At 70.2% G+C, this 10,392-nt stretch carries 15 protein-coding genes; 6 read left to right on the top strand and 9 right to left on the bottom strand.

Annotated elements, in window-relative coordinates; translation table 11 throughout:
- The coding region (locus C516_RS20825) for an IS481 family transposase (protein WP_156831195.1) at positions 1–740 on the bottom strand (740 nt) is incomplete at its 3' end.
- A 58-nt stretch (positions 741–798) separates the two neighbouring features.
- Here C516_RS20825 and C516_RS21035 point away from each other — a divergent pair.
- Genes C516_RS21035 through C516_RS0110090 form a run of 5 tightly spaced genes read left to right on the top strand, consistent with a single transcriptional unit; the run spans position 799 to position 3,022 of the window.
- Positions 799–936 carry a hypothetical protein gene (locus C516_RS21035; RefSeq protein WP_018718267.1) on the top strand — a complete coding sequence of 46 codons (138 nt, stop codon included), beginning with the start codon at positions 799–801 and terminating at the stop codon, positions 934–936.
- Entirely contained in the window at positions 929–1,576 is a 648-nt protein-coding gene (gene mauD, locus C516_RS0110105) for a methylamine dehydrogenase accessory protein MauD (protein WP_018718266.1), read from the top strand. Before C516_RS21035 ends, mauD begins: the two co-directional genes overlap by 8 nt.
- 15 nt (positions 1,577–1,591) lie before the next feature.
- A complete protein-coding gene (locus C516_RS0110100) occupies positions 1,592–2,116 on the top strand; it encodes a methylamine dehydrogenase light chain (RefSeq protein ID WP_018718265.1) in 525 nt (174 codons plus the stop codon).
- The gene (locus C516_RS0110095; protein WP_084594164.1) at positions 2,109–2,600 is read left to right on the top strand and encodes a c-type cytochrome; all 492 of its coding nucleotides are present in this window, start codon (positions 2,109–2,111) and stop codon (positions 2,598–2,600) included. Before C516_RS0110100 ends, C516_RS0110095 begins: the two co-directional genes overlap by 8 nt.
- Entirely contained in the window at positions 2,597–3,022 is a 426-nt protein-coding gene (locus C516_RS0110090) for a cytochrome c family protein (RefSeq protein WP_018718263.1), read from the top strand. The genes C516_RS0110095 and C516_RS0110090 overlap by 4 nt, the downstream gene beginning before the upstream one ends.
- 48 nt (positions 3,023–3,070) lie before the next feature.
- On the opposite strand, the gene C516_RS0110085 is transcribed toward C516_RS0110090, so the two are convergent.
- The 3 genes from C516_RS0110085 to C516_RS0110075 form a co-directional block, all read right to left on the bottom strand.
- Positions 3,071–4,225, bottom strand: coding sequence for an ABC transporter substrate-binding protein (locus tag C516_RS0110085; protein WP_018718262.1), 1,155 nt, complete (start codon positions 4,223–4,225; stop codon positions 3,071–3,073).
- A gap of 69 nt (positions 4,226–4,294) precedes the next feature.
- A complete protein-coding gene (locus C516_RS0110080; RefSeq protein ID WP_211210605.1) occupies positions 4,295–4,840 on the bottom strand; it encodes a flavin reductase family protein in 546 nt (181 codons plus the stop codon).
- 13 nt (positions 4,841–4,853) lie between these two features.
- Positions 4,854–5,936 (bottom strand): LLM class flavin-dependent oxidoreductase, encoded by a 1,083-nt coding sequence (locus tag C516_RS0110075; RefSeq protein WP_018718260.1) that lies wholly within the window; start codon positions 5,934–5,936, stop codon positions 4,854–4,856.
- Positions 5,937–6,024: 88 nt separating this feature from the next.
- Between C516_RS0110075 and C516_RS0110070 the strand changes: the two genes are divergently transcribed.
- Positions 6,025–6,813 (top strand): IclR family transcriptional regulator, encoded by a 789-nt coding sequence (locus C516_RS0110070; RefSeq protein WP_018718259.1) that lies wholly within the window; start codon positions 6,025–6,027, stop codon positions 6,811–6,813.
- 22 nt (positions 6,814–6,835) lie between these two features.
- On the opposite strand, the gene C516_RS0110065 is transcribed toward C516_RS0110070, so the two are convergent.
- The 5 genes from C516_RS0110065 to paaB all read right to left on the bottom strand — a co-directional run bounded on the left by C516_RS0110065 (position 6,836) and on the right by paaB (position 10,374).
- On the bottom strand, positions 6,836–7,600 hold the full coding sequence (locus C516_RS0110065) for an alpha/beta fold hydrolase (protein ID WP_018718258.1): 765 nt from the start codon (positions 7,598–7,600) through the stop codon (positions 6,836–6,838).
- 109 nt (positions 7,601–7,709) lie between these two features.
- The gene (gene paaE, locus C516_RS0110060; RefSeq protein WP_018718257.1) at positions 7,710–8,786 is read right to left on the bottom strand and encodes a 1,2-phenylacetyl-CoA epoxidase subunit PaaE; all 1,077 of its coding nucleotides are present in this window, start codon (positions 8,784–8,786) and stop codon (positions 7,710–7,712) included.
- A gap of 41 nt (positions 8,787–8,827) precedes the next feature.
- Positions 8,828–9,340 (bottom strand): 1,2-phenylacetyl-CoA epoxidase subunit PaaD, encoded by a 513-nt coding sequence (paaD, locus tag C516_RS0110055; RefSeq protein WP_018718256.1) that lies wholly within the window; start codon positions 9,338–9,340, stop codon positions 8,828–8,830.
- The gene (gene paaC / locus C516_RS0110050; RefSeq protein ID WP_018718255.1) at positions 9,327–10,082 is read right to left on the bottom strand and encodes a 1,2-phenylacetyl-CoA epoxidase subunit PaaC; all 756 of its coding nucleotides are present in this window, start codon (positions 10,080–10,082) and stop codon (positions 9,327–9,329) included. Before paaC ends, paaD begins: the two co-directional genes overlap by 14 nt.
- Before the next feature lie 10 nt (positions 10,083–10,092).
- Complete coding sequence (paaB, locus tag C516_RS0110045) at positions 10,093–10,374, bottom strand: 1,2-phenylacetyl-CoA epoxidase subunit PaaB (RefSeq protein WP_018718254.1); 282 nt, start codon at positions 10,372–10,374, stop codon at positions 10,093–10,095.
- Positions 10,375–10,392 lie beyond the last annotated feature (18 nt).

The raw sequence follows: 10,392 nt of genomic DNA, 5'->3' as shown, positions 1-10,392 counted from the left end.
CGTGGGCGGTAAGGCCGGGTGAAGCGGTGTTGGAGACCGAGCTCGCGGCAGGCGCGAGCGAAGGCGCGTGAGCGATAGCAGGCGCCGTTATCGGTGAGCACGCGGCGCACGGTGACGCCCAGGCGCGCGTAGTAGGCCAGCGCCGTGCGCAGGTGGCGGATGGCCGAGTCGGCGGTTTCATCGGGCTCGATGGCGGTGTGCGCGATGCGCGAGCGGTCATCGACGGCGACGTGCACGAACTCCCAGCCTGCGCCCCGAGACTCGTGGGTGCGCTTGCCGGTGGCGCGGTGTCCGGGGCGCTGGAAGCGGCCGAGCTTCTTGATATCGAGGTGGAGCAGATCGCCGGGGTGCTCGTGCTGGTAGCGCCTCGGTGGCTCGCGGGGCTGCAGGGCAGCGAGGCGATTGAGCCCGGCCTGGCGCAGCACCCGAGAGACGGTCGCTCGCGAGCAGGCCGCCTCCGCGGCGATGCGCTCCATCGTCCAGCGCTGGTGGCGCCGTGCAATGATTTGGCGACTCACCCCTCGCGGCGTGCGCCGAGGCTGGCGGCGCGGACGCGAGGAGCGTTCATACAGCCCGCCGCAACCCTCTCGCCGGTAGCGCGCCACCCACCGGTGGACGGTCCTCGGGGCGACGTGAAAGGCCTGGGCCGCGGCCCGATAGCTCCAGCCGAGTTCGGTGACACAGCGAACCATTCGGGCTCGACCACGGGGCGTGAGCGCGGCATTGTGATGGGTGTCCACGGGCTCTCCTTCGCTGGTCTGCTTGGTCGGCAAACTCAGCGTCCATCGGAGTGACCCCGTGGACAACCTCCTGAGACTTCACAACTACTTCACCCTCGCCGCAGGCGTCGTCGCCTTCGTGCTGGTGTTCATCGTCTCGAACGTGGTGATCGGGCTGGCCCCGCAGGTGGCCGCCCTCAGGAGGAAACATGACTAACGCGCTCATCGTATCCAACGTGGCGCTCTGGCTGGCGGTTCTGGCCCTGGGCGTTCTCCTCATGGCGCTGGTGCGCCAGATCGGGGTGCTCCATGAGCGGCTCGGCCCGGCCGGGGCGCTGATGATCGACAAGGGGCCGAAGGTCGGCGAGGCCGCACCGATCCACGAGTCCCGCGACCTGGCCGGCGAGCCGGTCAAGATCGGCGGCATCCAGGCGGATCAGCGCAGCACGCTGGTGTTCTTCCTGGCGCCGAACTGCCCGGTCTGCAAGGGCCTGCTGCCGATGCTCAAGTCCGTCGCGGAGCAGGAGGCCGACTGGCTGCGGCTGGTCTTCGCCAGCGACGGCGACGAGTCGGATCACCGGGCATTCGCCGAGGCCCAGGGGCTGAGCGGTTTTCCGTACCTGGTCTCCACCGAGCTCGGCATGAGCTACCAGATCGGCAAGCTGCCCTACGCGGTGATCCTCGACAGCGAGGGGCGCATCAGCGCCAAGGGCCTGGTGAACTCCCGCGAGCACATCGAGAGCCTGTTCCACGCCAGCGAGCTGCGCCTGCCCTCGATCCAGGCGTGGCTCGAGCGCCGGAAGCAGGCGGACGCGGACAATGAGGACAATGGCGGCGTGCGTCTGCACAAGGCCTGAGGAGGGGGAAACGGCATGAAGTGGATGGACAGTTTCATCGAGAAGTACGCCCGGAGCGCCGTGAACCGGGGCTCGCGCCGCAGCTTCCTGCGCCGCATGGGCACGGTCGTCGTCGGTGCCTCGGCCCTGCCGTTGCTGCCGGTGGACCGCGTGGCCGCGGCGAGCGGTGGTGATGGCGACGGCAAGACCGGTGATCCCGGGGACCCGACGTCCTGCGACTACTGGCGCTACTGCGGCGTGGACGGCTTCCTGTGCGCCTGCTGCGGTGGCTCGGCGAGTACCTGCCCCCCGGGCTCGGAGCCCTCGCCGATTACCTGGGTCGGTACCTGCCGCAACCCGGCGGACGGGCGCAGCTACATCATCTCCTACAACGACTGCTGCGGGCAGGGCAGCTGCAACCGCTGCGCCTGCACCCGCAACGAGCGCGAGACCCCGACCTACGATATCCGTCGGGACAACGACACCAACTGGTGCCTGGCGGCGAAGAGCATGTCCTATCACTGCTCCACCGCCGTGGTCGTGGGGCTGGCCGATGAGTAGAGGCTGGCTCGCGGTGGCCGTCGCGGCGATCGGGGTGGGCGCATCGGCGCCCGCCCCGGCGGCGGACGGTCAGGTGGTATTCCAGGACAACTGCGCTGTCTGTCACCAGGCGGATGCCCGGGGCGCCCCCGGATTCATCCCGCCGCTGGCGGATACCCTGGGGAATTATCTCCATGTCTCCGACGGCGAACACTACCTGGCGAACGTGCTCACCAATGGCCTGGTGGGCCGTATCGGCGTCAGCGGCGGCACCTATGCCAGCAACATGCCCTCGTTTGCGGGCCAGCTCTCCCACGAGGAGATCGCCGTGGTGCTCGACTACGTGCTGCGCCACTTCAACGCCGGGACTCTGCCCGACGACTATCGCACGCTGACCGCGGAGCGGGTCGCCGCACTCGCCGACGAGGGCCTCACCGCCAATGACATGCACGCGCGGCGCGGTGAGCTCATCGGGCGGCTCGGGGAGGAGGGACTGGAGCGATGAAGGCCTCTGCGCTCGCCGGCGCCGCGCTGGTGCTGGCCCTGGCTGCCACCGCCGGCCATGCCGGGCCGCGCGGCGACTACATGCTGGAATGCGCCGGCTGCCACCTCCAGGACGGCGCCGGCATGGCGCCGACGGTACCGGACATGCGCGGTGTCATCGGCCGGATGGTGCAGCTCCCGGAAGGGCGGGCCTACCTGGGCCGTGTACCGGGCGCGGCGCTCTCGCCGCTGGACGATGCGGACCTCGCTGCGGTGATGAACTGGAGCCTGAAGGCGTTCGCACCGCAGACCCTGCCCGCGGACTTCGAGCCGTACACGGCCGAGGAGGTCGCCCGGCTGCGCGCGGACCCGGTGCAGCAACCGGCCAGGGAGCGCCGCGAGCTGCTGGAGGCGCTGGACGAGGCCGGTATCCCCGGCGGCTGACAGTGGCGGGGGGCGCGGCCCCGGGGGCCGCGCCCGACACCGGCGGGGTCAGTCGATCAGCCGCCAGTGGCCGTCGTGGATCTCCGCCATGCGGAAGGCCGTCTTCCGGTCGAGGCCCATGTGGTCGTCGGCGCCGAGGTTGAATAGCCCCGTTACCCCGACGTAGTCCGATACCGTTTCCAGTGCCTCGCGCACCGCCGGGCGCTCGGTCGTCCCCGCCTCGCGGACGGCCCGGGCGTACAGGTGCAGGGCGTCGTAGGCATAGCCCCCGAAGGTCGAGGCGGGCTCCCCGTAGCGCCCCTCGTAGGCCGACTTGTAGTCCATCAGCACCGTCTTCTGCGGGTCGTCCGCGGGCAGCTGGTCGGCGACCAGCAGCGGCGGTGCAGGCAGGCGCACGCCTTCGGCGGCGTCCTCGCCGGCGAGCTCGATGAACTTGTCGGAGGCGACGCCGTGGGACTGGTAGAGTGGCAGCCCCAGGCCGAGCTGGTGGTAGTTGCGCGTCACGATCGCCGGGCCCTGGCCGAAGCCGAACACGAAGATCGCCTGCACCCCCTCGGTGTTGGCGATGCTGGTGAGCTGCGCGGACATGTCGGTGTCCTTGGGCGCGTAGGTCTCGTCGGCCACCACCTCGATGCCGTGTGTCTCGGCGATGGCGAGGGACTGCCTGCGCCCGGAAGAGCCGAACCCGCCGCTGCCGGAGAGCAGGCCGATGCGCTCGATGCCCCGACGGCGCATGTCGTCGAACACGCGAGCCGCGGCCATGCGGTCCGTCTGCGGCGTCTTGAAGATCCAGCTGCGGGTGGGCTCGATCGGGGCGACGGAGCCCGACAGGCTGATGAAGGGCATCTCCCCGCGTTTCATCAGCGGCATCACCGCCATCGTGCTGCCGGTGAGCCCGCCGATGACCACGTCCACACCGTCGGCGCTGATCAGCCGCTTGGCGAAGGTACGGGCCTTGGCGGCGCTGCCGCCGGTGTCGTAGGTCACCAGCTCCAGGGGCCGGCCGAGCAGGCCGCCGGCCTCGTTGAGCCGGTCGACGTAGAGCGCCAGGGTCTTCTTCTCCGGGTCGCCCAGGAACGAGGCCGGGCCGGTGACGGGCATGAAACCGCCGATGCGTACCGGCGGTTCTTCGGCGGCCAGGGGGGCACTGACGGCAAGGCCGAACAGGCCCACGGCGAGTCCTGTGACAAGGCGCCTGAACATGGGGTCTCCTCCTCCAGATTGTCGTGTGCCGGTTGTTCCGGCTTCTTGTGGTAGCGCGGACGCTCCGGCTCAGGCCGGATCGTCCGAATGGCCGTCCGCGGGGCGGGCCTCGTGGTAACGGCCGGCGACGAACACCAGCGGTTCGCCGGTCGGGCTTGTGTCGAAGGCCTCGACGCGGCCCAGGAAGATGTCGTGGTCACCGCCGTCGTAGCGCAGGGCATGCCGGCACTGGAAGTGCGCCAGACACCCCTCGATGACCGGCGCGCCGCCGGCCCCGGCCCACCAGCGTACGCCCTCGAACTTGTCCGGCCGGGGGCTGGCGAAGCGCTGTGAGAGCTCGCGCTGCCCCGTGGTGAGCACGTTGACCGTAAAGTGCGAGGCCCGCTCGAATACCGGCCGGCTGGGCGAGTGCTGCACGAGGCTCCACAGAACCAGCGGCGGTTCGAGGGACACGGAGCTGAACGAGTTGACCGTCAGCCCCACCGGGGAGCCGTCCTCGCCCCGGGCGGTGACGATGGTCACGCCGGTGGCGAAGCAGCCCAGCGCGTTGCGCAGTGCGCGTGGGTCGATACCGGTGGTGTCGTCGTACATGGGTAATGCGGTTGCCGTAGCCATCGGCGTCCTCCCGTCAGGCGGTGGCCGTCTGGCCGAGCCGGCGGTTGACCCGTGGCATGACCTCCTCGGCGACGAGCTGCATGGAGCGCTTGACCGTCTCCGGCGGCATGTGGCCGAAGTTCTGCAGCATCATAACGTGCTGGACGCCGTTGCCGTAGAGCTCGACGAGCTTGTCGGCGACCTCGTCCGGGGTGCCGAACAGCGACAGGCCGCTGGCCATGATGTCGTCGTAGGTCTGCTTCTTGGCGTAGAGCCGGGAGTCCACGTACAGGTCGAAGGGGGCCGCGGCGTTACGGCGTACCTCTTCCGCGGTCTCGGCGACGTGGGTGTGCAGGGCGACGATGGCGTCGTCGCTGTCCCCGGGCAGGCCCGCCTCGGCGCGGCCCTCGTGGAAGCTGTGTACCAGCGGGGCGATCTCCTCCCAGCGGTCCACCGAGGCGTAGGGCACGCACACGAGGTCGTGGCCGGCGCGGCCGATGTGGTAGGCGGCCTCCGCGCGCAGCACGGCGACCTTGATCGGCGGGTGCGGGTCCTGCACCGGCGGGACGTTGAGCTTCACGCCGTCGACGTGCTGGTAGGTTCCCTCGTGGGTCACGCGTTCGCCGGAGAGCAGCCGGCGTACCAGGCCCAGGTTCTCGTCGAAGCGCTCGCGTTTCTCGGCGCCCTCGACGCCGAAGCCCTCGAACTCGTGCCTGAGATAGCCCGAGCCCACACCGAGCACCAGCCGGCCGTCGGACAGCGCGTCCACCATGGCGTAGCTCTCGGCGACCACGCGCGGGTCGTGGAAGGTGAGGATGGAGATCGCCGATCCCAGGCGGATGCGCTGGGTGTGCGCGGCGAGGTGGCTTAGCATGACCGCCGGGTTCGGCACCGCGCCATACTCGTGGAAGTGGTGCTCGGCGACGAAGAAGGTGTCGTAGCCGAGCCGGTCGGCCAGACGGGCCTGGTCCACCACCTCGCGATAGAGTCCGGGCACGGTGCGCTCGTGACCGGGGTAGGTGTCGCCGGGGTAGTGGTCCTGGACCGAGAAGATGGAATAGCGCATGGGGCCGGGCTGGGGGGCGGCGGCCCGGGGGACGGCACTGGTGGTGCTCATGACTCTCCTCCGTTCTGTTATATGAAATTCGTTACGAAGAACATAATACCCTCGGTGGGTATCGTCAACACGGCAACAGGGGCAGGCAATGGCAGGTGAGGAACGTGCGCAGCAGGGTGTGCGCTCGGTGGAGACGGGGCTGGCGCTGGTGGCCGTGCTCGGCGCGGCGGACACCGGGCTGGGGCTGGGGAGTCTCGCCCGGCAGGCAGGCATGGCGCCGGCCAAGGCCCATCGCTATCTGGTGAGCCTGGTGCGCGCCGGGCTGGTGGAGCAGCACCCGGAGACCGGTCACTACGACCTCGGCCCGCTGGCGCTGGAGCTCGGCATGGCGGCGCTGCGGCGCCTCGATATCGTCCGCCTGGCGGACGCCACGCTGCACCGGCTGCGCGACGAGCTCGACGAGACCGTACTGTTTGCCGTGTGGGGCAACCGGGGGCCGACAGTGGTGCGCTGGCTGGAGAGTTCCGAAACGGTGACCGTGAACGTGCGCCTGGGCTCGGTGATGCCCCTGACCCGCTCCGCCACCGGCCGGGCGTTCCTCGCCTGGGGGGAGCCGCGGGTCATCCGGCCGCTGCTCGACGCCGAGCTGGCGACGGCGGACGACCCGGAGGCGGAGCGCGGGCGCATGGACGCGCTGGCGGCGCGTATCCGCGCCGACGGCGTCTCCACGGTCGCCGGGGACCTGCTGCCCGGGGTGGCGGCGGTGGCCGTGCCGGTGTTCGACCACCAGGACGACGTCGCCGGCGTGGTGACGGTGCTCGGCTACGCGGGCGGCTTCGACGCGGATCCCGCCGGCGACACCACCCGGGCCGTGCGTGCCGCCGCCGGCGATCTCTCCCGGCGCCTGGGCCACCGCGGGATGGCGGGCGACGGGTAGGCGAGGGGCCGCCGGTGTGGTGTCAGCCCTCGCCGGCGAGGAAGGCCTGGATCCGCGTGGCGAGCCAGACCGGCGTCTCGATCATGGGGTAGTGGCCGGCACCCTCGATGGGCTCGATGGCGCAGTGATCGAACCATTCCCCGAGGGTGGCGGACAGGCCCTCCGGGGTGATCGCGCCGTCGTGGAGCCCGGCGAGGCCCAGAAAGGGGGTCTCGCAGCCATTGAGCGCCCGGGAGAAGTCGCCGTCCGCCCAGTCGGCGAAGTACGCAGCGAAGGTGGCCTCGTCGCAGACCTCGAACGACTCCCGGATCATGCGCTCCAGCCACAGTGGCCCAAGGCGGGCGCCGGTGGTCAGCTCCAGGATCGCCCCGCGGGCGGCGCCGTCGCGGGCGGCGGACTCGAACAGGGCGCGGCCCTCGTCGTCGAAGGGCGTCGGCGCCGCCGGTACCGGGGTGATGCCCACCGCGCGGGTGACGCGGTCCTCCGCGTAGGTGCACAGCCATTGTGCGGCCTTGCCGCCCATGGAATGGCCGGCGACGCCGAACTCCCGCCAGCCCAGGTGGTCCGCCACCGTCAGCGCGGCGCGTCCCATGCCCTCGATGCTCGGGGGCAGCGCCACATGGCGCGAACCGCCGTAGCCGGGGGCGTCGACGAAGGCGAAGCTGAACCGGCGGGTATCGAGCCAGGGGTAGAGCGGTGCGTACGCGGTGTGATCGGAGAACCAGCCGTGGAGCACGATCACCGGCTCCGGGCCGTTACCGATGTGGCAGAAGGCGGGCAGGGTCATGGGTGTCTCCTCCGGGCCGTGCCTGACCACAGTGTGGCCCACGTGGAGGGCGGATTACTAATCCGCCGCCGGGCGCCGGCGTCGGCCGGGCCCGGCGGGAAGGCGCGGACTACTCGTCGTAGTCCAGCACCACGCGGTCGCTGACCGGGTAGCTCTGGCAGCTCAGCACGTAGCCGGCCTCGATCTCGTAGTCCTCCAGGGCGTAGTTGACGTCCATCTCCACGTCGCCCTCGATGACCTTGGCCCGGCACGTCGAGCACACGCCGCCCTTGCAGGAGAAGGGCAGGTCGGCGCCGGCCTCCAGGCCTGCCTCCAGGATCGGCTGGGTGTTGCGCGCCAGGTCGAAGACGATCTCCTGGCCGTCGACCCGCACCGCGATCTCGCTGGAGGAGTGATCGGCGTTGGTGTCGTTGGCCCGCTCCTGCTGGCGCTGCCTGACCTCGCCGGGGGTGGTGAACAGCTCGAAGTGCACCCGCTCCGCGGCCATGCCATGGGCCTTCAGCGACTCGGCGGCGGCGTGGATCATGGGCTCGGGGCCGCAGATGAAGGCCTCGTCCACGTCCTCGACGTCGATCCACTGGCTGAACAGCGCCTCGAGTTTGTCGCCGTCGATGCGACCGTGGAAGAGGTCGATGTCCGTGCGCTCCCGGCTCATGATGTTGATGAGGTTGAAGCGCCCCATGTAGGCGTTCTTCAGGTCCTCGATCTGCTCGCGGAAGATCATGGAGGCCGTCGAGCGGTTGCCGTAGATCAGCGTGAAGCGGCTGCCCGGCTCGGTGTGCAGCGCGGTGCGGGCCAGTGACATGATCGGCGTGATGCCGCTGCCGGCGGCGATGGCGAGGTAGTGCTTGCGGTTCGCCGGGTCGAAGGCCGTGTTGAAGTGGCCCTGCGGCGGCATGACCTCGAGGCGGTCGCCCGGGCGCAGCTCGCTGTTGGCGAAGCTCGAGAAGCGCCCGTGGGGCTGGGTCTTGATCGCCACGCGCAGTTCCTCGTCCTGCACCCCGGTGCAGATCGAGTAGGTCCGCATGACCTCCTCGCCGTCGATCCAGGTGCGCAGCGCCAGGTGCTGGCCCGGGGCGTAGCGGTAGGTCTCGCGCAGCGTCTCGGGCACGTCGAAACCGATGGAGACGGTGTCGCGGGTCTCCTGGCGGACGTCGGCGACGGTGAGTTCGTGGAATCGGGACATAACCGGTGTTCTCTCCTCGTGATACGGCCCGGGGACGGGGCCTAGATGCACTTGAAGTAGTCGAAGGGCTCCAGGCAGTCATCGCAGCGGTAGTGCGCCTTGCAGGCCGTCGAGCCGAACTCGCTCACCCGCGTGGTGCTGGTCGAGCCGCAGCGTGGACAGGCGACCGCCGGCAGCGGCGCGAACAGCCCGCGCTTGCTGGTGGAGCGGCCCTCCGGCGGGGCGATGCCGTAGGCGCGCAGCTTCTGCCGGCCGGCCTCGGTGAGCCAGTCGGTGGTCCAGGCGGGCGAGATCCGCTCCTCGACACGTACGCGGTCGACGCCGTGGGCGCGCACGGTATCGCGCACGCCCTGCTCGATGGTCCGCATCGCCGGGCAGCCGGAGTAGGTCGGCGTGATCACGACCACCAGCTCGTCGCCGTCCCAGCGGATATCCTGGAGGATGCCGAGATCCGCGATCGTGAGCACCGGGATCTCGGGATCGGTCACCGACTCCAGCCAGCCGCGGACGGTGTCCGCCGGCGGACGGCGGTCCTGGTCGTTACCAGCGCGCATCGGGATAGGCCCTGGGCAGCTGCTGCATCTCCGCGAGCAGGTAGCCGAGGTGCTCGCTGTGATGTCCCTGCTTGCCGCCGGACTGCATCCAGCCATCCTCCGGCCGCTCGAGCCCCGCCTCGGCGAAGACCTCGTCGACGTGGCCCGACCAGCGCTCGCGCACGGCGGCGAGGTCGGCGCCCACGCCGGCGGCGAGCATGGCCTCGTCCACCGCGTCGCCGGTGAACAGCTCGCCCGTGAACGGCCACAGCCGCTCGACGGCGTCGATCACACGGCGGCGGCTCTCGTCGGTGCCGTCGCCGAAGCGGATCATCCACTCGCCGCTGCGCCGCAGGTGGTAGCCCACCTCCTTGGCGGACTTGGCGGCGATCTCGGCGACCCGCGGGTCCGCGGAGCCGGCGAGCTGCTCGAGCAGCGGCAGATGGAAGGCGTCGAAGAGGAACTGCCGCGCGATGGTCATCGCGTAGTCGCCGTTCGGCTGCTCAACGAGCAGGGTGTTGTGGAAGTCGAGCACGTCGCGGTGGAAGGCGAGGCGGTCGGCGTCGTCCCCGCCGCGGAGCTCGGCCGCGTACTCCAGCCAGGACTTGGCCTGGCCGATGAGGTCGAGGGAGACGTTGGCTGTGGCCATCTCCTCCTCCAGCGCCGGGGCGTGACCGACCCACTCGGACAGCCGCTGGCCGAGGACCAGGGCGTTGTCCGCCAGGCGCAGGACGTAGGTCTGCAGATGCTGATCGTCGCTCATCTCCGGCCCCTTACATGTTCTCGATCTCGTCCGGCACCTCGTAGAAGGTCGGATGCCGGTAGACCTTGTCGTCGCTGGGGTCGAACAGTATCTCCTTGTCGCCGGGGGCTGAGGAGACGATGTTCTCCGAGCGCACGACCCAGATGCTCGCGCCCTCGTTACGCCGGGTGTAGACGTCGCGGGCGTTCTCCACGGCCATGGTGGCGTCGGCGGCGTGGATGCTGCCGACATGCTTGTGGGCGAGTCCGTGCTTGCTGCGGATGAACACTTCCCAGAGCGGCCATTCCTTCATGATTCGATCCTCCTCGTG

Origin of the sequence: Arhodomonas aquaeolei DSM 8974 (genome assembly GCF_000374645.1) — a bacterium.
Classification (GTDB): Bacteria; Pseudomonadota; Gammaproteobacteria; order Nitrococcales; family Nitrococcaceae; genus Arhodomonas; species Arhodomonas aquaeolei.
The sequence above is the reverse complement of the archived record's forward strand: the minus strand, read 5'-3'. Positions and strand labels throughout refer to the sequence as shown.

Coding starts and splice junctions, on each gene's coding strand:
- C516_RS0110095 (WP_084594164.1), top strand. CDS start 2,109: ATGAGTAGAGGCTGGCTCGCGGTGGCCGTCGCGGCGATCGGGGTGGGC.
- paaE (WP_018718257.1), bottom strand. CDS start 8,786: ATGTCCCGATTCCACGAACTCACCGTCGCCGACGTCCGCCAGGAGACC.
- C516_RS0110070 (WP_018718259.1), top strand. CDS start 6,025: ATGGCAGGTGAGGAACGTGCGCAGCAGGGTGTGCGCTCGGTGGAGACG.
- C516_RS0110100 (WP_018718265.1), top strand. CDS start 1,592: ATGAAGTGGATGGACAGTTTCATCGAGAAGTACGCCCGGAGCGCCGTG.
- C516_RS0110065 (WP_018718258.1), bottom strand. CDS start 7,600: ATGACCCTGCCCGCCTTCTGCCACATCGGTAACGGCCCGGAGCCGGTG.
- paaC (WP_018718255.1), bottom strand. CDS start 10,082: ATGAGCGACGATCAGCATCTGCAGACCTACGTCCTGCGCCTGGCGGAC.
- paaD (WP_018718256.1), bottom strand. CDS start 9,340: ATGCGCGCTGGTAACGACCAGGACCGCCGTCCGCCGGCGGACACCGTC.
- paaB (WP_018718254.1), bottom strand. CDS start 10,374: ATGAAGGAATGGCCGCTCTGGGAAGTGTTCATCCGCAGCAAGCACGGA.
- C516_RS0110080 (WP_211210605.1), bottom strand. CDS start 4,840: ATGGCTACGGCAACCGCATTACCCATGTACGACGACACCACCGGTATC.
- C516_RS0110075 (WP_018718260.1), bottom strand. CDS start 5,936: ATGAGCACCACCAGTGCCGTCCCCCGGGCCGCCGCCCCCCAGCCCGGC.
- mauD (WP_018718266.1), top strand. CDS start 929: ATGACTAACGCGCTCATCGTATCCAACGTGGCGCTCTGGCTGGCGGTT.
- C516_RS0110090 (WP_018718263.1), top strand. CDS start 2,597: ATGAAGGCCTCTGCGCTCGCCGGCGCCGCGCTGGTGCTGGCCCTGGCT.
- C516_RS0110085 (WP_018718262.1), bottom strand. CDS start 4,225: ATGTTCAGGCGCCTTGTCACAGGACTCGCCGTGGGCCTGTTCGGCCTT.